The organism is Nocardia takedensis NBRC 100417, from assembly GCF_000308695.1.
In the GTDB taxonomy this organism is placed as follows: Bacteria; Actinomycetota; Actinomycetes; order Mycobacteriales; family Mycobacteriaceae; genus Nocardia; species Nocardia takedensis.
In genome coordinates this window covers 1-22,402 of the sequence record NZ_BAGG01000008.1, presented here as the reverse complement: position 1 = coordinate 22,402, position 22,402 = coordinate 1, and the positions used below count along the sequence as shown (strand labels likewise).

Here is a 22,402-nt window from a genome sequence, read left to right as displayed (position 1 = left end):
CTCGGGGGGCCGAACGCGAAAACGGGTGGTCAGGAGGTTCGGGCGGCGATGAGGGCGGCGACCATGGCGGCGAGGGCGAAGCGGGGTTTGACGTTGAGATCGAGGGCTTCGCGGCAGGCCAGGACGGCGTCGATGGAGCGCAGCAGACCTTCGGGGGCGACGCGGTCGGCGAGGTCGTGGATCTGGTCGGTGAGGTCGGGGTGGGTGAGCGGGACGCCGGATCCGTTGCGGGACGCGCCGAAGCGGACGGCGAGGGCGTCGCGGTAGACGCCGGCGACGTCGATGAGGGCGCGGTCGAGGGCGTCGCGGCCGGTGCGGGTGGCGCGGGATTTCTGGCGACGCTCGAGGTCCTTGAGGACGCCCGCGGAGCCTCGGGTGGCACCGGCGGCCCCCTTGCCGGTGCCGCCCGCGCCCATCGCGGTGGCCAGTTCCTCGCGTTCGCGTTCGTCGCGGGCCGCGCTCATCAGTTTGGCTTCTTCGTCGGCGGACTTCACCAGTTCGTCGGCGGCGGCGTAGGCCGCGCCGGGTTTGGCGACCGCGCCGACGAGGGCCAGCGCGCGCTGACGACGCATCCGTGCTTCCTCGTCGGTGGCCAGGCGGCGGGCGCGACCGACGTGTCCGCCGCTGATGGAGGCGGCCCACCCGGCGGTCTTCTCGTCGAGGTGGTCACGTTCGCGCAGGACGCGGGCGATCGCGTCGGTCGACGGCGTCACCAAGTGGACGTGCCTGCACCGCGACCGCAGGGTGATCGAGATGTCCTCGGGGTCGACCGACGGCGCGCACAGCAGGAAGACGGTGCGGTCCGGCGGTTCCTCCACCACTTTCAGCAGGACATTGCCCGCGGCTTCGGTCAACCGGTCGGCGTCTTCGATGACGACCACCTGCCACCGCCCGGTACTGGGCCTGCGGGCGGCGATCTGCACGATGCCGCGCATCTCCTTGGTGCTGATCGACAGACCTTCGGGGACGACGCGGCGCACGTCACCGTGGGTGCCGGCCATCGTGGTGGTGCACGCGTGACAGCGTCCGCAGCCGGGCGTGCCCGGATCGGTGCATTGCAAGGCGGCTGCGAAGCACAGCGCCGCGACGGATCGACCCGAGCCGGGCGGGCCGGTGAACAGCCACGAATGCGTCATCGCGCCTTCGACGACACCCGCGCGCGCCGCTATCGCGGCAGCCGTCAGTTCGGACTCGACCGCATCCTGGCCGACCAACCGATCGAAGACTCCCGCCACGCGCTACACCCTAACCGCCCGCACCGACACCACCGACGATCAGGACTTCTTCGCGACCGTCTTCTTCGCGGGGGTCTTCTTGGCCGGCGTTTTCTTGGCGGCCGTCTTCTTCGCCGCGGTCTTCTTCGCGGGCGTCTTTTTGGCGGTCTTCTTCACCGGTCCGCGGGCGCGGCGATCGGCGAGCAGTTCCGAAGCGCGCGCGTCGGTGATGGATTCGACTTCGTCGCCCTTGCGGAGGCTGGCGTTGGTCTCGCCGTCGGTGACGTAGGGACCGAATCGACCGTCCTTGATCACCATCGGCTTACCGGTGGCCGCGTCGTTCCCGAGTTCGCGCAGCGGCGCGGCGCCGGCCGCCTGCCGACCGCGCCGTTTGGGTTCGGCGTAGATCTTGAGCGCCTCGTCCAACGTCACCGTGAAGATCTGGTCCTCGGCAGTCAGCGACCGCGAATCGGTGCCCTTCTTCAGGTAGGGCCCGTAGCGGCCGTTCTGCGCGGTGATCTCCTCGCCGGAAGCGGGATCGGCGCCGACGACACGCGGCAGCGACAGCAGTTTCAGCGCGTCGTCGAGGGTGATCGTCTCCAGGTCCATCGACTTGAACAGCGACCCGGTGCGCGGTTTCGGCGCGGCCGCCTTCTTGGCGGTCTTCTTCGCGGGCGGCTGCTCCTCGGCGGCGGGTTCGGGCAGGATCTCGGTCACGTAGGGGCCGAAACGGCCCTCCTTGGCGACGATCTCGTGCCCGGTCGCCGGATCGGCGCCGAGCCTGCGGCCCTCCTGCGGCGTGGCGAACAGCTTCTCGGCGACCTCGTTGGTCAGCTCGTCCGGCGGCAGATCATCGGGCAGGTTGGCCCGCTGCGAGATCGAATCACCTTCCGGGTCATCGGGATTGGTGACCATCCGCTCCAGGTACGGGCCGTAGCGACCCACCCGGACCACCACGTCGCGCCCCTCGGCGTCGCTGAACAGTTTGATCGAGTTGATCTCGCGGGCGTCGATGTCGTCGAGTTGGTCGCCGACCATCTTCTTCAGCCCGCCAGACCGCGCGACCGACCCCTCGACGCCGTGCTCACCGCCGAAATAGAAGCTGGACAGCCAGTTTCCGCGCTGTTCGCGACCGCCCGCGATGGCGTCGAGATCGTCCTCCATCGCGGCGGTGAAATCGAAGTCGACCAGCCGGCCGAAATACGCCTCCAACAGACCCACCACGGCGAAGGCCACCCACGACGGCACCAACGCGCTGCCGCGTTTGTAGACGTAGCCGCGATCCAGGATCGTCTTGATGATCGAGGAATAGGTGGACGGACGCCCGATCCCGAGCTCCTCCAACGTCTTGATCAGCGACGCCTCGGTGTAGCGGGCGGGCGGATTCGTGCTGTGCCCGTCGGGGTTCAACTCGACGGCGGTGACGCCCTGACCCTGCTCCAACGCGGGCAGGCGGGATTCCGCGTCGTCGGACTGGCCGCCCGCCTCCTCGTCGACGCTCTCCACATATGCCTTGAGGAAGCCGGGGAAAGTGATCGTGCGACCGGACGCGGAGAACACGCACTCCTCGCCGGTGCCCGCGACGCCGGTGATCCGCAGCGTCAGCGTCGTGCCGCGCGCGTCGGCCATCTGCGAGGCGACGGTGCGCTGCCAGATCAGCTCGTAGAGCCGGAACTCGTCGTTGTCCAGGCGCGAATGCAATTGGCCCGGCGTCTGGAAGGTGTCGCCCGACGGGCGGATCGCCTCGTGCGCCTCCTGGGCGTTCTTCACCTTGCGGGTGTACTGCCGCGGACTCGGCGAAACGTATTCCGCCCCGTACAACTGGGTGGCCTGCGACCGCGCGGCCGCGATGGCCGACTCCGACAGCGTGGTCGAGTCGGTACGCATGTAGGTGATGTAGCCGTTCTCGTACAACCGCTGCGCCACCCGCATCGTGCGCTCGGAGGTGAAACGCAGTTTGCGTCCGGCCTCCTGCTGCAACGTCGAGGTCATGAACGGCGGATACGGCTTGCGCGTATACGGCTTGGCCTCCGCGGAGGACACGACCAGATCAGCGCCGTCGAGCGCTTCGGCGAGCCTGCGCGCGTGCGCCTCATCGAGGACGACCACGCCCGACGCGGACTTCAACCTGCCGTCGGACCCGAAATCACGACCGGAGGCGACCCGCGCGCCGTCCACATTGACCAGGCGCGCGCCGAAGGTCCGCGGATTGGTGGCGTCGGTCTGCTCGCCGGTGCCCGCGTCGAGTTTGGCGGCGATGTCCCAGTACTCGGCCGAACGGAACGCCATGCGCTCGCGTTCGCGTTGCACGATCACCCTGGTGGCCACCGACTGCACCCGGCCCGCCGACAACCGCGGCATGACCTTCTTCCACAGCACCGGACTGACCTCGTAACCGTAGAGGCGGTCCAGGATGCGGCGGGTCTCCTGCGCGTCGACCAGATCGGGATCGAGTTCCCTGGTGTCGGCGGCGGCGGCCTGGATGGCCGGCTCGGTGATCTCGTGGAACACCATCCGGCGGACCGGCACCTTGGGTTTGAGCGTCTCGAGCAGATGCCACGCGATCGCCTCGCCCTCACGGTCGGGGTCGGTGGCGAGATAGAGCTCGTCGGCGTCCTTGAGCAGACTCTTGAGCTCGGTGACCTTGGCCTTCTTGTCCGGGCTCACGACATAGATGGGCTCGAAGTCGTTGTCGACGTCGACGCCCAGACGCGCCCAGGACTGCCCCTTGTACTTGGCGGGCACATCGGCCGCCCCGCGCGGCAGGTCACGGATATGACCGACCGACGCCTCGACCGTGTAGTTGCGGCCCAGGTAGGGGGCGATCTTGCGAGCCTTGGTCGGGGACTCGACGATCACGAGACGACGCAGGGGACGGCCCTGGTCGGCTGCACCGCGGTCTCGTGTTGCCACCGGCGAATACACCTTTCCTTCTCGACCCGCGCGACGCGTGTGCGCCGGGTGCGCGGCTGGGGTGAGCAGCGGCGAACGCTTGTCTCGCCACCAGACACGTTTATACCTTGACGCTGGTTGCGGTCGAGTTCTCGCGACCCGAACCACTGAGCGTACGTGTTCACCGTCGTTCAGTATGCAGTGTCGCCTGCCACACTCGCCGAAGGGCGTGATCAGCCGCGGCGTGTAGCGGATGCCCCTACCCCAGATATAGCTCGTCCCTCACCGCCGTGACCGGTGGTGAGGGACGAGCTGAATCGTTGCGTCACTCAGGAGAGTGCGCGAACTCCGGTGGCCTGCGGGCCCTTCGTGCCCTGACCGACCTCGAACTCGACCTTCTGGTTCTCCTCGAGGGTGCGGAAACCCGACCCCTGGATCTCGGAGTAGTGGACGAAGACGTCAGCGGACCCGTCCTCGGGCGCGATGAAGCCGAACCCCTTCTCCGCGTTGAACCACTTCACAGTTCCCTGTGCCATTCTGTTCCTTCTCTTTTCTACCGGAACGGCGGACAACTGGGTTCGTCCACCGGGCCCGTTCCGACCGTTGTACTGTTGGTTCCCCCTGCAGGAAAGCACCGAGCACACCGTTCGCAACATCGATCCTGCTGACGGTTTGGACTTTGGATCCGTCCCTCGAACACAGAAGCTTGCGACCAGGAACCAGTGAACCATGTCTTCGCGCAATTCAACAGTCGAGTTACCGACAATTTGCAAAAAACTTGATCTTGCGAATGCGCAAGTAAGGGAGACAATGCCAGAATCCAGACTTCAGGTTCGTTTGCCGCTGGATAACCGAGTGAACGTTCAGCAATCAGGCTGTGACCCAGGTCGCTATTGGGTATCGAAATGTCGGGTTGTGCGACTCGGGCACCCACGTTTCACACATTCCGAGCTCATCGAGGTCCACGCGCGGTGAATCCGACCGACCGGAACGGCGTCGCCGACCCCAGCAACCCTCTCGGCTACGGGCGATCGTTGCTCGATCGTGTCCTGGACGGACTGCCCGCCGACAGCACCGGACTCACCCATGTCCTCGACCTGCCCGCCCGACCCGCGATGGTGACCACCTGGCCGGATTGGGTCGCCGACGAAGTGGTCGACGCGGTCCGCGACACGGGGATCGCCGCCCCTTGGACCCACCAGACCCGCGCCGCCGACCTGGCGGCGAGCGGGCAGCACGTCGTCGTCAGCACCGGGACAGCATCCGGCAAGTCACTGGCCTACCAACTCCCCGTCACCACCGCACTGCTCGACGACCCCAAAGCCACGGCGCTGTACATAGCCCCGACCAAGGCCCTCGGCGCCGACCAGTTGCGGGCGATCGGAGCCCTCACCCACGAAGGCCCGCTACGCGATATCCATCCGGCCACCTACGACGGCGACACCCCCGCCGAGATCCGCCAATGGATACGCGCCAACGCGCGCTGGATCTTCACCAATCCCGACATGCTGCACCTGGGCATCCTGCGATCCCACCAGCGCTGGGCGCGGCTGCTGCGCGGCCTGCGCTACGTGGTCGTCGACGAATGCCACGCCTACCGGGGCGTCTTCGGCTCCCACGTCGCCATGGTGCTGCGCAGGCTGCGGCGGGTCGCCGCCCGCTACGGGGCCGACCCCACCTTCGTGCTCTGCTCGGCCACCAGCGCCGACCCCGCCGACTCGGCGTCCCGACTGATCGGCGCGCCGTGCGTCGCGGTCACCGAGGACGGCTCACCGCGCGGCGCGCGGACCATCGCCCTGTGGGAACCGCCCCTGATCGAGGCGCTGACCGGCGAGAACGGCGCACCTGTCCGCCGCTCGGCGACCACCGAGTCCGCGCGGATCATGGCCGACCTGGTCCAGGAAGGGGCGCGGACGCTGACCTTCGTGCGCTCCCGGCGGGCCGCCGAACTCACGGCGATGGAGGCCCGACGCCGGCTCACCGAGGTCGATCCGCTGCTCGGCGAGCGGGTCGCCGCCTATCGGGGCGGCTACCTGGCCGAGGACCGCAGGGAACTGGAAACCGCCTTGTCGGAGGGCTCGCTGCTCGGCGCGGCCGCCACCAACGCGCTGGAACTGGGCGTCGACATCGCCGGACTCGACGCGGTGGTCATCTCCGGATTCCCCGGCACCGTCGCCTCCTTCTGGCAGCAGGCCGGACGGGCCGGACGACGCACCCAAGGCTCGCTGGTCCTGCTCGTGGCCAGGGACGATCCGCTCGACACCTACCTCGTGCACCACCCCGAGGCCCTGCTGGACAAACCCGTCGAAGCCACCATCACCGACCCGCACAATCCCTACGTCCTGGGGCCGCAACTGCTGTGCGCGGCCATGGAACACCCGCTCACCGACACCGAGGTCGACGCGTTCGGCGCGCGCGCGACCCTGGAGGATCTGGCTGGTCAGGGCCTGATCCGGCGACGCGCGAACGGCCCGGGAGGTGCGGGACGCTGGTACGTGACCGCCGAGACCCACCCCCACGACGCCGTCGACGTGCGAGGGGGGATCGGCACGCCGGTCGCCATCGTGGACGCCGAGACCGGCCGCCTGCTCGGCACCGCCGACGCGGGCCGCGCCCGCGCGACACTGCACTCGGGCGCGGTCCACCTGCACCAAGGCGACACCTATGTGGTGGACGAACTCGACCTCGAGGACGGCGTCGCCTTCGTGCACGCCCACGACCCCGGCTGGACCACCAGCGCGCGTCAGCTCACCTCCCTCACCGTCGACGCGATCACCGAAGAACAGCGACACGGCACGCTGACCTGCGCGTTGGCCCAGGTCAGCGTGACCACGCAGGCCGTCAGCTACCTCCGCACCCTGGTGACCGGCGAGGTCTTGGACCTCGTCGAACTCGACCTGCCCGCCCACACCCTCCCGACCAGAGCCGTCCTCTATACCGTCACCCCCGAACTGCTCGCCGCCGCCGGTATCGCCGCGCCGCAGGTCGCGGGCGCGCTGCACGCCGCCGAGCACGCCGCGATCGGCCTGCTACCGCTGGTCGCGACGTGTGACCGGTGGGATATCGGCGGCGTGTCCACCGCCGAACATCCCGACACCGGACTGCCCACCGTCTTCGTCTACGACGGTCAACCGGGCGGCGCGGGTTTCGCCGAACGGGGATTCGCGCAGCTCCGGCGCTGGTTGGCCGCCACCGCGGAAGCCATCGAATCCTGCGCCTGCGCGACCGGGTGCCCGTCCTGCGTGCAGTCCCCCAAGTGCGGCAACGGCAACTCGCCGCTCGACAAGGCCGGTGCCGCCCGCCTGTTGGGCGCGGTACTCGCCGAACTCGCCGCGTCCGACGTTTCCCCAGGCCGAGGCCCGGAACTCAGCGCGTGACCGTCCGACCTCGCCGCACCCCCGTCGGCCGACTCGGGGAGCTGCGCCCGAGGCGGCCCGACCTGGACTTTTGTCCATGAAGCGGGTGCGCGGGTGTGACGATTAAAGAGGAATCTATTCATGTTAACTGATGTATTGCCATAACCTTTAACACGACCTGCGCGGATACCGCAGGCACATTCCCTTCCGCGTTTCGCGAATTGATGCGATACCGAAATTATCCGACCATCCGAATTACCGATTGCCCCGGCTGGAACTAACACTGGTGAGTGCGTGTACGAGCCGGTCAGTGTTCATCCTCGACAGGGCCCGCTCGGGCAACCGCGCGGACAGTCCGCGCACCCAGCAGCCCAATTGGTACATCGCCTTCGACAATCACCGTGGCATCCCACTCCGCCACCGCACACGCGCGAATCCGCATCCCCGCCGACCGCACCAGCGTCTCCCCTTCGGCACACCCGGCGGCCACCCCCGAGGTCAACGCACCAGCCACCGCCAACGCCCCCAAGTCCGCCACGGACTGCGCACGATGCCGCGCTACCACCACCGCACCGACCTGAACGAACATCGCCGTCACGGCGAGCAACGCGATCAACGCCAGACACCCGAACACCGTCGCGACACCGCTCTCACGAGCCCGATCCTCGGCGCTCCGATCTCCGACATCCCGGCCAGTGGCGGCCCGGCCCTCGACGGCCGACCTTCCGCCGACCCGACCACCGGCGAGCACGTTTCCGACCAGCCGACCTGCGGCGGTCCAGCCTCCAGCGACTCGGCTCCGACGCGCGCGATCGTCGGCGATCAGCCTTCCGACGACCCGATCTGCGGCAACACGCCTTCTGCATCCCGCTTCCGCGGTCAGCGTTCCGGGCACCTGGACCACCTGGGCATCGGCGAACCGGTCGTCCGCAGTCCTACCGGCAGCGACGCGGACATGAGCAGTTCGTCTTCTGAGGGCTCGACCATCAACAGCGCCATTGGGATCGGGCCGACCAGCCAATACTCGGCTGCCAGCGGTCCGACTGGGGGCGGCGCGACCCCCAGCGATTCGCTCGCGGGGGGCGTGCGGTGAGGACATCTGGTTTCTGGGCGGGCCGGAAGGCGAGGTGGACACTCGCGGGGGTGGTGACAGCTTCGGGAGGGGCACGTGGACCTCGGACGACTGACTCTCGGGCGCGCGACTCATCGCACACCCGGTTCCCGGACCGCCACCGCGTCGGCCCTGAGCTCCAGGAGTGGTAGCAGTGGGGTGTCGGCGGTGACGGACGCGACTACGCGGTTGCCCTCCCCGCGCAAGGTGACCTCGGCCCCTTTCGGTGCGACGGCGCGGGCAGCCGCGACAGCTGAGGACTCGTCGCCGCGCGCACCGAGTCTGGCCGCTTCCCTCGCGGCGTCGACGCAGCGGATCTGCGCCGACACCGCGAGGAGCGCACCCAGACAGCAGACGACGGCGACGACGATCGCCGCGACCGCGATCGCCGCCTCCACCGTCACGGCACCACCGTCACCCACGAGAACCGTTGTACTACAACGATGTTTGTCGCCGCTCAGACGCTGGTGGAGAGCGCTTTGTCGATGATCTTCGTCAACGCGTCCACGATCGAGTCCCCGGTGACCACGCCGTAGAGCACCGCCCCGAACGCCGCCGCCGCGATGGTGCCGATCGCGTATTCCGCCGTGCTCATGCCGGACTCGTCCGGCCCGAACCGCATCAACCGCCGGCGAATCTCGCACAGCGGCAGGCGTATCCGGGCCGAGAACGAGAAACTCCCCCGTGCCGAAGTCGCACGAACTCCGCAACGCGAAGCCGAGCGCGCCGCACGCCGCAATCGAATCACGAACTTCGCCGAGCGCAGCCTCGCCCTCTCCAGAGGCACCCACCGCGACACGAGTACCAGAAGCACGGCGATCGCCCGACAGACCGACATCTCGCACCCGGTCGGTATCCGTGCGACACGCCGCCGCGCTCGTTCCCGCGAGCAGGTCCCCGCGACCGACACGTCGGCCGAGCACGTCACACGCACCGTCACCACAGCCCTCCCCCTCGGTGTACCCAGGGCCGCCGCCGCACCCGTCGATCTCCCCGCCGTTGCGGCAGCGCTCGCCCGCGTCTTCGACGCCGCATCTCCACCCTCGGCCGACGGATGCGGTGCCGAGATCAGCGAAGGATCGGAGACTGCCGGCGTCGCTTGCCTCTCGCCGGTGTCGGTCGGGTTTGCCGGTGACATCGAGTCCCCACTCTCGTCCTCGTGTGCCGGTGGCACCGACGTACTCGGCGGACCGGAAGCCGCCGATGTCGTGGCCGGAGGGTTCGGGGCTCGGGTGACGTCGGCTTCCGGGGTGCGGGGGCGTGGCAGTTGGTCCTCCTGCGGGTTGTCGTCGGCACGGGCCGGTACCGAGATGGTCGGGGTCTTCGGTCGTGTCGGTTGTGCGGTTCTCCAGTTCCCCACCTGCATTCGCACCGCGTCCCTCTCCTGTTCGGGCTCGCGCGGACGGTCCGCGCGAGCGAGTTCGTTCGTCGGTCACAGCAGTCCGCCGCCGAGTACGCGGCCCGCCAGGCCGATCACCACCGGGACGATGCCCAGGCAGAGAAAGGCCGGGAGGAAACAGAGGCCGAGGGGGCCGCTGATCAGAACTCCCGCCCGTTCGGCCCGCGCCGCCGTTCGGTCCCGGATTGCGGCTCGGTGCTGGTCGGCCAGTTCGCTCACTCCCGTGGCCAGCGACGAGCCGGACCGCGCGGAGCGGCGGGCCATCCGAGCCAGGGATTCGACCTCGCCCGCGCCAGGTGCGCCGCGCACTTCGCGGGCGACGTGCGACCAGGCGTCCGCCGGGTCCGTGCCGAGCGACAGCAGGTCGGCGGCGCGCGCGAGTGAGCCGCGCAGTGGCTCCGGCGCGCCGCGCGCGACCGCCCGGGCCGCGCTCGCCATCGGCATACCGGCGCGCAGACAGGCCGCGAGCAGATCGAGGACTGCCGCCGTGGCCAGCGGGTCCGGTTCCTCGGTTGCCGGCACTACACGGTCGGAGGGATCGCTGTCGGGCGGGCGAGAGATCCTGCGCAACGCTGACGCACGCGCGGGCACGACCAGCAGAGCGGCTACGACCAGCGCGAGTGCCCATGTCGCCGTAGGCACCGATACCTCCGTCCGGTGGCAGGGGTCGGTCGGCGCTCCGTCGAAGCGCCTTGGTTCCGTTCGTTCGAGGCGATCGCGCGGTGGCCCGGCGGTCGGGGTGCGCGACCATCGCGGACCTACGGGACGGCCATCGCGTGTCCGGCGGTCGACACGCGCGAACCTTCGAGCCGGCGAGGCGGTTCATCGCAGGACCTTTCGCGTGATGGCGTCCGTCCACAGCAGGCCCGCGCAGGCCAAGCCCACCCCGAGCGGGAGGAGGACCGTGCCCACGCCCTGCCCGAAGAGGACCGCGATCGGGTTCGCGCCCATGAGTTGGCCCAGGCCGATCCCGAGCAGGGGAAGTCCGGCCAGGACCGTGGCGGTGGCGCGTGGACCCGCGAGGGCCGCGGTGGTGCGGGTGCGGAATCGGATGCGACCGGTGAGGTCGGTACGGGCGGCGGTGAGGAGTTCGGCCAGGGCGAGGCCGTGGTCGTCGGCGACCAGCCAGGCGTCGGCGACGCGGCCGAGTTCGGTCGCGACCACCGAATCGGGGCTGCGGAGGCCGTCGGCGGCACGGCCGCCGAGCCTGCCACGGGCGGCGGCGATCGCGAAGCCACGGGCGGCGTCACCGGCCGTCTCGTGGGCCGCCGTCAGGGCGGCGGCGCTGGGGTGCGCGCCTACGCGGAGTTCCCCGATGACGGTTTCCAGGGCTTCCAGGAGGTGGGCGCTCTCGGTCGTCCACGCACCGTCGGCGCGGACCCGGCGGACGCGCACCGTGATCGTGGCGGCCAGGATCGCGGCCGCGATCAGCGCGCCAGCGCCCGACGTGGCGGCCACTGCCCCACCGACGGCCGCCGCCACCGCGAAGGTGGTGCGGCGCGATATCCGCCGCCGAGCGCGGACCCCGCCGAGCAGGTGCTCACGGCGTCGTTCGGCGAGGCCACGTGGTGCGACGAGCAGCGCGACCGCCACCAGCGGCAATGCCATGAGCCCGCTCACTCCCGGTTCCTCTCACGCACGACCTGACGACACGACTCCGGTCGATGACCTGGGAAGTCCGACCGCGCAGCGACGACCCCGGCGAGGCCGCGCAGGATCGTCCTCTCGATGCGGACAGTCCGGCCGAACCGGGACAACACGTCGACCGATGCGCGGTGCGATGGCTGACCCCGACGCCACACGGGGCTGCCCTCAGCGACCCGACGCCGGATCGGCCCGGCTACGGCTGATACACGGCCTGTTCGGCACGCTGTCCGCGTCGTCGTCTCTACCGTCCGCGCCGTCACGGGTTAATCCGTTCGGCGAGAAGCGATTCCAGGGCGGATGCCGCAGGGGCGGGTGTGTTGTCGGCCCGCCAGGCGGGGACGACGCGGATAGAGCCGTCGGGTTCCCTCTCGAGGAGACCGATTTCGCGCAGGGCTCGAGAACCGGAGGGTGTGCGGTGGACGTGCAGGACCACTTGGATCGCTGCGGCGAGTTGGCTGTGCAGGGCGCGCGCGTCCATACCGCCGAGGGCGGCGAGGGCTTCGAGGCGGGCGGGGACTTCGCGAGGCGAGTTGGCGTGGACGGTGCAGGCGCCGCCGTCGTGACCCGTGTTGAGGGCGGTGAGCAGGTCGACGACCTCGGCGCCGCGGACTTCGCCGACGACGATGCGGTCCGGACGCATGCGCAGGGCTTGGCGGACCAAGTCGCGGACGGTGACCGCGCCCGCGCCCTCGACGTTCGCGGTGCGGGCGACCAGGCGCACGACGTGCGGATGCGGGGGTGCGAGTTCGGCGGCGTCCTCGACGCAGATGAGGCGTTCGGCGGGGCCGACTTCGGCGAGCAGGGCGGACAGGAGGGTTGTCTTTCCCGATCCGGTGCCTCCGGAGACGAGGAAAGCCGCTCGGGCGCGGACGATGTCGCGCAGCAGGCGGGCGGTGTCGGCGGGGATGGAACCGGACGCGCACAGGGCGGTGAGCCCCTGGGTGGCGGGGCGCAGGACGCGCAGTGACAGGCAGGTGCCGCCGTGGGCGATCGGCGCGAGCACCGCGTGCAATCGCACGCCGAACGAATCGCCGAGTGCCGCTTCATTTCCCGGGAGTCGACCGTCGACCCAGGGTTGCGCGTCGTCGAGGCGGCGTCCGGCGGCGAGGGCGAGGCGCTGGGCGAGGCGGCGGACCGCCGCTTCGTCGGGGAAGGTGACGCCGGTGCGCTCCACGCCGCGCCCGCGATCGATCCACACGGCTTCCGGCCCGGTGACGAGTACGTCGGCGACGGCGGGATCGTGCAGCAGGGGTTCGAGGACGCCCGCGCCCGTCATCTCGGTCTGCAAGGTGCGCAGCGCGTGCAGCAGGTCGGTGTCGCCGAGGACGCCGCCCGCTTCGGCGCGCAGGGCGGCGGCGACACGGGCCGGGTCGGGATCGGTGTCGCCGCCCGCGAGGCGTTCGCGGACCCGGTCGAGGAGTTCGGCGGTGACGACGGTGCTCACCGGCCGACCTCGCGGACGCCCGCGAAGCGGTTCCGGCAGCCTCGGCAGCCGTGCCCGAAGACCGGTTTCGGCGGCCCGGCAACCTCGGGTGCGTTCTTCGTCACACCCCTTGCGCTCTCGAATCCGTTCGCGCGCAGCGTGGTTACCCGATTCATCGGCTGCTCCCGACCGCGGTGGGGCTGACCACGGACAACACCGCGTCGGCGGCGTCGCGCAGCGGACCGCGACGCAGGGTGAGGCCCCCGCGTTCGAGGCGGGCCGCGAGACCGGCCTCGGCGCGGACGGCGGCCAACAGCGGCAGGTCGAGCAGGTCGGCCACCTCGGCGCCGCGCAGGCCGCCGGGGGCCGGACCCCGGACGACCAAGCCCTGATTGGGATTTCGATGGCGCAGATGCGCCGCGACCGCACCCGCGGCGGCGACCGCCCGCAGCCGCGCCTGCACCACGAGCACGACCAGATCGGCGCTGTCGATCATCCGGTCGGCGTGCGCTCCGCGCTCCCCCGAGACGTCGCAGATGACGAGATCGCCTGCGGCACGGCCTGCTTCGAGGACGGCATGCACCGCGGCGGGGGTGAGCTCGCCCGGCAATCGACCGGCACCGCCGCGCCCGCAGGCGAGGACGGCCAGGCCGGACGCGGCCGAGGGCAGCGCGTCGTGCAGGGCGGACGCGGAGACCCTGCCCTCGTCGACGACCAGGTCCGACCAGCGCGGGCCTGCGGTGTTTTCCAGGCCGAGCAGCAGGTCGAGGCCGCCGCCGAGCGGTGCGCCGTCGACCAAAAGGGTGTGCGCGCGGAAGCGTTCGGCGGCCGAGCGCAGGGCCGTGGCGGCCGCGAGCACCGAGGCTCCGGCGCCGCCGCAGGCACCGGCGACAGCGATCACGACACCGCCGCCCGCGCGGCTCTCACCGTGCTCAGCAAACTTCTCGATGAGGGCCACCGCGGCACCGGGCAGCGCGATCACCGCCTCGGCTCCGACGGCCGCCGCGGCCCGCCAATCGGACAGTTCGGGCTCCCCCTCGGTCACCAGGACGACACCCGTCCGGCGCAGGTATCCGGCCTCGGCCCCGACGGCCGCGGCGGTTGTGTCGAGGATCACCAGGGGTGCCGTGGCCCAGCTGTGCCGGCCCGCGGGAGGCTTGGATTCGAGCAGTTCGCGTTCGGCCGCGGCGGCGATGCGGCGCACCTCTTCGCGCAGTCGCGTATCGCCGATCAGCACGAGAACGGGCCGTAAGCCGCCCATCCGCTCCGGTTGGGGATCCATGCAGGTCAGCCTGATCGACCGCGAGAGACGGCGACAGGGCCGATATGCCGAATGTGGATAACTCGCGGGGTGTGGATGAATCAGGACCGGAGAACGGGCCCGGAAGTCTTCGAAATAGAGGACGGCCCCAGCCGGGGGGGGAGGAGGCTGGGGCCGTCGGGTTCAGCCCCGGGGGGTCGGGCTGAACGCGCCTGGACTATGTCCAGGTGCCAGCAATACTACACCCATCTCCCGCCCACAACGCAAGTCTGTCGCGGGAGGAGTTTGTCGTCGCCACCGGCCCGGCGTCTCGCCGGCAAACTCCTGGGAGCCGGCTGTGGAACCCGGCGATCCGGGCCCGTCGCGCGTGCGGCGAGCGGGTGGGCCGCGACCGCCTATCCTTGGACGCGTGACGGGTGAGGGCGACCACGAAACGGCACCGGAACGGACCGCGCGGATCACCGCGCGGGACAGCTTCGACGGCGGGCCGCGCGAGGGCGCACGCGTCGCCGCGTTCTTCGACCTGGACAAGACGGTGATCGCGAAATCGAGCGCCTACGTGTTCAGCAAGCCCTTCTTCGCGCAGGGCCTCATCAATCGCCGCGCGGTGCTGGAGAGCAGTTACGCGCACTTCCTCTACATGCTCTCCGGGGCCGACCACGACCAGATGGAGCGCATGCGCGCCAACCTGACGAACCTGTGCGCGGGGTGGGACGTCGAGCAGGTGAAATCCATTGTGGCCGAGACCTTGCACGAATTGGTCGACCCGCTGATCTACGCGGAGGCCGCGGATCTGATCGCCGATCATCGCATCCGCGGCCACGACGTCGTGATCGTCTCGGCCTCGGGCGAGGAGATCGTCGGGCCGATCGCCGAGGCGCTGGGCGCGGCCCACACGGCGGCCACGCGCATGGTGGTGCGCGACGGCAAGTACACCGGCGGAGTCGAGTTCTACTGCTACGGCGAAGGCAAGGTCACCGCGATCGAAAAGCTGGCGGCCAGTGAGGGTTACGACCTCTCGCGCTGCTACGCCTACTCCGACTCGGTGACCGACGTGCCGATGCTGAGCGCGGTGGGGCATCCGACGGCGGTGAATCCGGACCGGGGGTTGCGCCGCGAGGCGACGGCACGGGGGTGGCCCGTCCTCACGTTCTCCAACCCGGTGTCGCTGTGGTCGCGGTTCCAGGCTCCCTCGACGACGACGGTGGCGGCGACGGCCGCGCTGGGCGTGAGCGCAATCCTGGCGGGTGCGCTGACCTACCGACTGTTGCGCGGAAGGCGTTGAGGGACAGCCGCCGCGAGACCTCGGATGCCCTACGGTAGCCGGCCTCCCGGAGAATTTTGCGCGCGCGGGCATTGAACCACGAAACACCGATGGACACGCCGTGTTTTCCGGGTCTGACCAGGGGTTGAAGTGAGGCCCGTCACAGTGTAGAAAGGTAGCTACGGAAGGACGGAAGGCCAGGGCAAGACCGGAAGAGAAGGTTTCGTCTCCCGACCCACCCTTCCCAGCACGGACACCAGGCACCCACGCGGAGCACGCCGCGACAAGGGCAGAAGCGTTGTGGGCCTGCGAGATCCGAGTTCCGGCGGCGAGAGCCTCGCACAGGTTGCGGGGAGCAACCGGCGGAGTTCGGAGAATCGCCGAGGCCGAGAACCACAACCCACACAGCACGCTTGGTAACCGGGTGATCCGTGCTAGCGGGCGGTGAGGTCGTCGACGACAACGCCGCCCGCTTCGATGTGTCCGGGCCCTAACCGGTGGCGGAGTCGGCGATGGAGGTCGCCTCCCGCGCCCCGTCCTCGAGCGCCCCGCAGCACAGGATCGTCCAGCCCCCCACCGCGTCGGCGTCCCCCGTGGCGAAGCCCGCGGCCGCGTCCAGGTACGCCTGACGCCTGCGCAGCCAGAACACCTCGGGCACGCCCAGCGAGTGCGGGTCGAGTCCGCTGGCCACCGTGACCAGGCGCGAGGCCGCCCGCGCGACGATGCCGTCACCGGCGCCGAACGGGCGCAGCGCCAACAGTTCACCGTGCACGACGGCCGCTACGACCGGCGCGGGCGCCGTACTGGCCAGCACGGTCTGGGCCAGCAGATCCAGCCGTTGCGAGACTCCGGCGTCGGCGCGCGGCCTGCCCAGCAGTTGTTCGTCGGTGACGAGGTCGGCGGCGGCGAGCAGGTGCAACCGGGCCAACGCCTGCAAGGGCGCGCGCTGCCACACCGCGACGAGGTTGCGCAGGGCGTCGCCATCGAGCGCTTGACCCACCCGCAGCGACCCGGCCAGAAGCGGGTCCTCGACCCGTCCGTCGGCGGGGATGTCGGTGCTGCCGCCGTCGATGGCGGCCGAGGAGCGCGCGGCCCGCACCGCGGCCTCGGCGGCGGTGGTCGGCCACCCGCGCCGGTTGGCCTTGTGCCGGTGCACGGCGGCCAGCGCGTCGCGGGCGCGGTCGGCGGCGTCACGGACGCCGGGCAGGTCGACCAGGGGTTGCAGCGGGTCGGTCACGGGATACGAGGCTAGCCGCCGCGCGAGGTCAACTCCGCGACAGGTCGCGCCCGGGGATCGCGTCGAGCAGTCGCCGGGTGTAGTCCTCGCGCGGGGAGTCGAAGACCTCGGCGGTGCTCGCGGCCTCCACGACCCGCCCCGACTGCATGACCAGCACGTCGTCGGCGATCTGCCGGACGACGGCGAGATCGTGGGAGATGAAGACGTAGGACAGCCCGAGTTCGGCCTGCAAGTCATTGAGCAGGGTCAGGATCTGGGCCTGGACCAGCACGTCGAGCGCGGAGACGGCTTCGTCGCAGATCACGACCTCGGGCGCGAGGGCCAGAGCGCGTGCGACCGCTACCCGCTGCCGCTGGCCGCCGGACAGTTCGTGCGGATAGCGGCGCATCACCGAGGCGGGCAGCGACACCTTCTCCAACAGGTCGGCCACGGTGGCGCGGCGCTGCTCGGCGTTGCCGATGCCGTGGGTGCGCAGCGGTTCCTCGATGGTCCGGTAGATCGAATACAGCGGGTCCAGCGATCCGTAAGGGTCCTGGAACACCGGTTGCACGCGACGACGAAAACCCAACGTGCCCTTGCGATCCAGGCTCGCGATCGCGCGCCCGTCGAATTCGGCCGACCCCGAGGTGGGCTCGAGCAGCCCGAGCAGCATCCGCGCGACGGTGGACTTCCCGGAGCCGGACTCGCCGACGATCGCGGTGGTGGTGCCGCGGCGCAGTCGGAAGGAGACGTCGTCGACGGCGGTGAAGTCGGTGGACTTCCACGGGACGCTGCCTCGGATGCGAAACACCTTGGTCAGATTCCGGGCGACGAGCACGTCGGCATCGGCATCGGACACCGCCTCCGCTTCGGCCACCCGGACGGCCCGCTCGCGCACCGTGATCCGTTCGCGCACCGCGGACATGCGCTGCGAGGCCAGCGACGGGGCCGAGCCCACGAGTTTGCGCGTGTAGGCATGGCGCGGGTCGCGCAGGATCTCGCGCGCCGGACCGGATTCCACGACCTGCCCCCGGTACATGACCACGACGTGTTCGGCCCGTTCGGCGGCCAACCCGAGATCGTGGGTGATGAGCAGGACGGCGGTGCCGAGGTCGGTGGTCAGGCCGTCGAGGTGGTCGAGGATCTGCCGTTGCACGGTGACGTCGAGCGCCGAGGTGGGTTCGTCGGCGATGAGCAGGCGCGGACGGCAGGCCAGGCCGATGGCGATGAGCGCGCGCTGGCGCATCCCGCCGGAGAATTCGTGCGGGTACTGGTCGACGCGGCGTTCCGCGTCCGGCATTCCGGCCTCGACCAGCAGTTCCACCGCGCGCTGCCGGGCCGCGCGGCCGGTGGCGATGCCGTGCGCGCGCAGCGCCTCGGTGATCTGGAACCCGATCTTCCACACCGGGTTCAGGTTCGACATCGGGTCCTGCGGGACGAGTCCGATCTCCCGGCCGCGTACCGAGACCATCTCCTTGGCGGTGACCTCGGTGAGGTCGCGGCCGTCGAAGCGGATGGACCCGCCGGTGACCGCGCCGCCCGCGGGCAGCAGGTCGATGATCGCGTGGGCGGTGGTGGTCTTGCCGGACCCGGACTCCCCCACGATCGCGACGGTCTGGCCGGGATAGACGGTGAGCCCGACGCCGCGCACCGCGGGCACCCGGTCGGCTCCGGAACCGAAACACACGGTGAGGTCGTCGATCTCGAGCAGGGGGCGCTGGGTCACCGCTTCCTCGCCTTCGGGTCGAGCGCGTCGCGCAGGGCGTCGCCGAGCAGGATGAAGCCGAACACGGTCAGGGCCAGCGCGGCGGCCGGGTAGAACAGGATCGGTGAGCCGCCGCGCAATTGGACCTGGTTGGTGCTGATGTCGGAACCCCAGGAGACGATCGTGCGCGGCAGGCCGACGCCGAGGTAGGACAGCGTCGCCTCGGTGACGATGAACGCGCCGAGCCAGATGGTGGTCACCACGATCAGCGGTCCGGCCGCGTTGGGCAGGACGTGCCGCAGCAGGACGCGGAACCGGGAGACGCCCAGTGCCGTCGCGGCGGTGACATATTCGCTGTTCTTGGCCTCGATCACGGCCGCGCGGGCGATGCGCGCGGCCTGCGGCCAGGTGAAGGAGGCCAGGATCAGCACGACGGTCCAGATCGTGCGCTGGTCGAGCAGTTGCATGAGCACGATCGCGGCGAGCATGAGCGGGACGGCGAAGAAGATCTCCGCGACGCGGGAGACGACGGAGTCCAGGATGCCGCCGTAGAACCCGGCCACCGCGCCGAGTGTGCCGCCGATGACCAGGAACAGCGTCGCCGCGCCGAGTCCGCACAGCACCGAGGCGCGCGCGCCGTGGACGGTGCGCGCGTAGATGTCACAGCCCTGTTTGTCGAACCCGAAGGGGTGTCCGGGACCGCGCGGGTCCATGCTGAAATCGCCGTGGCAGTAGCGCGGGTCGAGGTCGGTGAACAATCCGGGCCACAGCACCACGGCGAACACGACCAGGATCAGCAGCGCCGCGACGACGAAGATCGGGTTGCGGCGCAGGCGCAGCCACGCCTCCCGCCACAGCGACGTGGGCGCGCCGGTGTCCACGACGCGGTCGGTCGCCAAAACCGCCACCTCCTCCGGCGGGGCGACGAAATGCTCCTGACGCGGGCGCGGCTCCTCGCCGAGTTCAGGCATAGCGAATCCTCGGGTCGAGTGCGGCGTAGAGCAGGTCGACGACCAGGTTCGCGACCAGGAAGATCACCACCAGCACGGTGACGAAGGAGACCACCGTCGGCGGTTCCCCGCGTTTGATGGCCTGGAACAGCGTGCCGCCGACGCCGGGAATGTTGAAGATGCCCTCGGTGACGATCGCGCCGCCGATCAACGCGCCCAGGTCCGCGCCGAGGAAGGTGACCACCGGGATCATGGAATTGCGCAGGATGTGGACGGTGACCACGCGCCTGCGGCTCAGTCCTTTCGCGGTGGCGGTGCGCACGTAGTCGGCGGACATGTTCTCGGCCACCGAATTGCGCGTCAACCGCAGGACGTAGGCGAACGACAGCGAGCCGAGCACGAACGCGGGAACGATCAGTTCGGACAGACTCGCGTTCCCGGTGACGGTGACCGGCGCGATCCCCCATTTCACGCCCAACAGGAATTGGGCGAGGAAGCCGACGACGAAGACCGGCACGGCGATGATGACCAGGCTGACGACCAGCAGGGTCGAATCGAAGAGCCGTCCCTTGCGCAGTCCGGCCACCAGGCCGAAGAACACACCGAAGACGCCCTCGATCAGGACCGCGAGCAGCGAGAGTTTGATGGTGACGGGAAAGGCGCGCGCCAATTCCTCGCTCACCGGCCGCCCCGAGAACGCGGTACCGAAATCGAAGGTGAGAATCCCTTTCAGGTACAGCAGGTACTGCACGAAGAACGGTTCGTCCAAGTGGTAGCGCGCCCGCAGTTGCGCCTCCACGGCGGGCGTCATCGGTTTGTCGCCCGCCAACGCGGCGATCGGATCGCCGGGGACGAGGAAGACCAGTGCGTAGATGAGCAGCGTCGCCCCGAGGAAGACCGGGATCATCTGGAGCAGACGCCGCAGGACGTACCAGGCCATATGCCCTCCCGACTCGGCGGCTACTTCTCGATGTTCTCGAAGTCGAACAGTCCGTTCCAGGACAGTTCGGCCTTGGTCACCCGATCCGAGCGGCCCGCGGCGGCCCGATAATCCAGCACCGGGATATCGGCCATATCGCGCAGCAACAGGGCCTGCGCCTCCCCGACGATCCGATGCGATTCCTCGAGGCTGGGCGCGGCCAGTGCGGCATCGAGCAGTCGGTCGAAGGCCGGACTGTCGTATCCGACGTTGTTGGTCTCGGAGTAGCTGTAGTACTGGGAGGTCAGGAATTGCAGCATGGTCGGGTAGTCGCCCTGCCAGCCGTAGCGGAACGATTTCCCGATGGTCTCGGAATTGATCAGGTCGCGGATGTTCTTGAAGGTCGGGTAGGGCGCGCCGATCGCGTCGATGCCGAGGGTGTTCTTGACGCTGTTGGCGACCGCTTCGATCCAGGCCTGATGCCCGCCGTCGGAGTTGTAGGCGATCTCGTAGCGGCCCGACCAGGGTGCGATGGCGTCGGCCTGGGCCCACAGTCGCTTGGCCTCGTCCGGGTTGTAGCGCAGCACTTCCGAGCCCGGCAGATTGCCGTTGAATCCGGGCAGCGTGCTCGCGGTGAAATCACGCGCGGGCGTCCTGGTGCCGTTGAAGATGGTCTGGGAGATCTGTTCCCGGTTGATCGCCATCGAGATCGCCCGGCGACGCAGCAGTCCTTCCTCCCCGCCGAAATGCGGGACGGTGGGTTGGACGCCGATGTGCTGGTTCTGGGCGGTGTCGGCGAGGATCGCGCGGTCACCGAGATCGGCCTGGTAGGTGGTCAGGGCGCTGTCGGGAATGGTGTCGAGGGTGTCGAGATTGCCCGCGAGCAGATCCGAATAGGCCGTGTCGAGGGATTGGTACATCACGAACCGCAGGCCATCGTTCTTCGCGGGTCGGCCGCCGCGATAGTCGGGGTTGGCCTTCAGGTCGATCTTGACGTTGTGCTCCCACGCGCCGTCGGCGGCGAAAGCGTAGGGGCCGTTGCCGATCGGGTTCTCGCCGAACGCCTTCATATCCTTGAACGCGACCTCGGGCAGCGGATAGAACGGCGCGTACCCGAGCGCGGTCTCGAAATCGATGGAGGGCTGTTTCAACTCGACGGTGAACGTGCGGTCGTCGACGACCTTCAGCCCCGACATGGTCTGCACGGCAGGGTTGGCGGCCGACACTTCGTCGAATCCCACGATGGGGGTGAAGACGTAGCTCTGCAACTGGGCGTTGGTGCTCAACGCGCCGTAATTCCACGCGTCCACGAAGGATTTCGCGGTGACGGGCGAACCGTCGGTGAACTTCCAGTCCGGCTTCAGAACGATCCGATAGTTCTTGCGATCGGTGGTGCTGATCGACTCGGCCACCTCGTCGTGGGCTTCGCCCTTGTTGTCGTAGTACTTCAGTCCCGCGAAGAGACGGTCGACCACGCGACCGCCCATGTTCTCGTTGGTATTGGTCGGTACCAGCGGATTCTGCGGTTCGCCCGCGTAGGTCGTGAAGACGCCCGCGTCGACGGAATCGTCCGACGAACAGGCCGACAGCCCGAGGCCCGCGGCGAGCAGAACCGCCGCCGTCAACGCGGATGCTTTGTGAAATATCAACGCGCTCTCCCGATTTCGGCATGGAGCGGAGCAACCGGGTGCGCCCCGTGACCCCCGAGCGCACTCGATCGGTTTCCTTTCTCGGAGGTTAACCACCCGGGACCGGGATGTCATCCGCTCGCGCCGTATTGCTCACGAGTTCTCCGGCGGGCAACACGACGGAAACCGACCGGCGACCGAGGCGCGTCCGGACGCCGAGGCGACACGCCCGGTTTTCGGGCGATCTCCTCGAGGCGGGTCGAGTGGTCGCTAGGGGCGGGCCGCGTTGACTACTGTCGAGACGACAACAAGGAGCCCGGACGGTGTCGACCGGACGACAGCGGGGATCGCGGGCCCATGGTCACGTGGAGAGAGAGACGAGATGACCGAGACCAGCGCCGATCACAGCGACTCGTT

The 22,402-nt window shown here is 69.6% G+C and carries 18 protein-coding genes; 3 read left to right on the top strand and 15 right to left on the bottom strand.

The genetic code is table 11. The features are described 5' to 3' along the window. Positions 1–29: 29 nt before the first annotated feature. From ON30_RS01620 to ON30_RS01610, 3 genes are all read right to left on the bottom strand, one after another. Complete coding sequence (locus ON30_RS01620; protein WP_040703604.1) at positions 30–1,235, bottom strand: DNA polymerase III subunit delta'; 1,206 nt, start codon at positions 1,233–1,235, stop codon at positions 30–32. A gap of 39 nt (positions 1,236–1,274) precedes the next feature. Next, positions 1,275–4,073 (bottom strand): type I DNA topoisomerase, encoded by a 2,799-nt coding sequence (gene topA / locus ON30_RS01615; protein WP_245553901.1) that lies wholly within the window; start codon positions 4,071–4,073, stop codon positions 1,275–1,277. 362 nt (positions 4,074–4,435) lie between these two features. Then, a complete protein-coding gene (locus tag ON30_RS01610; protein WP_011206895.1) occupies positions 4,436–4,642 on the bottom strand; it encodes a cold-shock protein in 207 nt (68 codons plus the stop codon). A gap of 498 nt (positions 4,643–5,140) precedes the next feature. Between ON30_RS01610 and sftH the strand changes: the two genes are divergently transcribed. Beyond that, positions 5,141–7,483, top strand: coding sequence for a DEAD/DEAH box helicase (gene sftH / locus ON30_RS01605; RefSeq protein WP_040703662.1), 2,343 nt, complete (start codon positions 5,141–5,143; stop codon positions 7,481–7,483). Positions 7,484–7,769: 286 nt separating this feature from the next. Here sftH and ON30_RS40825 read toward each other — a convergent pair whose 3' ends face one another. Next, complete coding sequence (locus tag ON30_RS40825; protein ID WP_306307299.1) at positions 7,770–8,060, bottom strand: Rv3654c family TadE-like protein; 291 nt, start codon at positions 8,058–8,060, stop codon at positions 7,770–7,772. Between ON30_RS40825 and ON30_RS40820 the strand changes: the two genes are divergently transcribed. Continuing rightward, complete coding sequence (locus tag ON30_RS40820; protein ID WP_245553902.1) at positions 8,013–8,555, top strand: hypothetical protein; 543 nt, start codon at positions 8,013–8,015, stop codon at positions 8,553–8,555. The genes ON30_RS40825 and ON30_RS40820 overlap by 48 nt on opposite strands. 110 nt (positions 8,556–8,665) lie before the next feature. On the opposite strand, the gene ON30_RS01595 is transcribed toward ON30_RS40820, so the two are convergent. The 6 genes from ON30_RS01595 to ssd form a co-directional block, all read right to left on the bottom strand. After that, complete coding sequence (locus tag ON30_RS01595; protein WP_040703602.1) at positions 8,666–8,995, bottom strand: TadE family type IV pilus minor pilin; 330 nt, start codon at positions 8,993–8,995, stop codon at positions 8,666–8,668. Between the two features lie 35 nt (positions 8,996–9,030). Then, positions 9,031–9,195 carry a DUF4244 domain-containing protein gene (locus ON30_RS01590; protein WP_083911081.1) on the bottom strand — a complete coding sequence of 55 codons (165 nt, stop codon included), beginning with the start codon at positions 9,193–9,195 and terminating at the stop codon, positions 9,031–9,033. An 810-nt stretch (positions 9,196–10,005) separates the two neighbouring features. Continuing rightward, on the bottom strand, positions 10,006–10,614 hold the full coding sequence (locus ON30_RS01585; protein ID WP_040703601.1) for a type II secretion system F family protein: 609 nt from the start codon (positions 10,612–10,614) through the stop codon (positions 10,006–10,008). Positions 10,615–10,794: 180 nt separating this feature from the next. Continuing rightward, a complete protein-coding gene (locus ON30_RS01580; RefSeq protein ID WP_040703600.1) occupies positions 10,795–11,580 on the bottom strand; it encodes a type II secretion system F family protein in 786 nt (261 codons plus the stop codon). 295 nt (positions 11,581–11,875) lie between these two features. Next, the gene (locus ON30_RS01570; protein WP_040703598.1) at positions 11,876–13,063 is read right to left on the bottom strand and encodes a TadA family conjugal transfer-associated ATPase; all 1,188 of its coding nucleotides are present in this window, start codon (positions 13,061–13,063) and stop codon (positions 11,876–11,878) included. A 151-nt stretch (positions 13,064–13,214) separates the two neighbouring features. After that, entirely contained in the window at positions 13,215–14,324 is a 1,110-nt protein-coding gene (ssd, locus tag ON30_RS01565) for a septum site-determining protein Ssd (protein ID WP_051028816.1), read from the bottom strand. A gap of 436 nt (positions 14,325–14,760) precedes the next feature. Between ssd and ON30_RS01560 the strand changes: the two genes are divergently transcribed. Then, positions 14,761–15,588, top strand: a complete 828-nt coding sequence (locus ON30_RS01560) for an HAD family hydrolase (RefSeq protein ID WP_051028840.1) — start codon at positions 14,761–14,763, stop codon at positions 15,586–15,588. A 469-nt stretch (positions 15,589–16,057) separates the two neighbouring features. Here the strand turns inward: ON30_RS01560 and ON30_RS01555 are convergent, their stop codons facing one another. Genes ON30_RS01555 through ON30_RS01535 form a run of 5 tightly spaced genes read right to left on the bottom strand, consistent with a single transcriptional unit; the run spans position 16,058 to position 21,982 of the window. Beyond that, the gene (locus tag ON30_RS01555; protein ID WP_040703596.1) at positions 16,058–16,804 is read right to left on the bottom strand and encodes a Fic family protein; all 747 of its coding nucleotides are present in this window, start codon (positions 16,802–16,804) and stop codon (positions 16,058–16,060) included. Between the two features lie 28 nt (positions 16,805–16,832). Next, positions 16,833–18,509, bottom strand: a complete 1,677-nt coding sequence (locus ON30_RS01550; RefSeq protein WP_040703595.1) for a dipeptide ABC transporter ATP-binding protein — start codon at positions 18,507–18,509, stop codon at positions 16,833–16,835. Further along, positions 18,506–19,459, bottom strand: coding sequence for an ABC transporter permease (locus ON30_RS01545; protein WP_040703594.1), 954 nt, complete (start codon positions 19,457–19,459; stop codon positions 18,506–18,508). Before ON30_RS01545 ends, ON30_RS01550 begins: the two co-directional genes overlap by 4 nt. Then, positions 19,452–20,378 (bottom strand): ABC transporter permease, encoded by a 927-nt coding sequence (locus tag ON30_RS01540; protein WP_040703592.1) that lies wholly within the window; start codon positions 20,376–20,378, stop codon positions 19,452–19,454. The genes ON30_RS01545 and ON30_RS01540 overlap by 8 nt, the downstream gene beginning before the upstream one ends. A 20-nt stretch (positions 20,379–20,398) precedes the next feature. Next, on the bottom strand, positions 20,399–21,982 hold the full coding sequence (locus ON30_RS01535) for a peptide ABC transporter substrate-binding protein (RefSeq protein WP_040703590.1): 1,584 nt from the start codon (positions 21,980–21,982) through the stop codon (positions 20,399–20,401). Positions 21,983–22,402 lie beyond the last annotated feature (420 nt).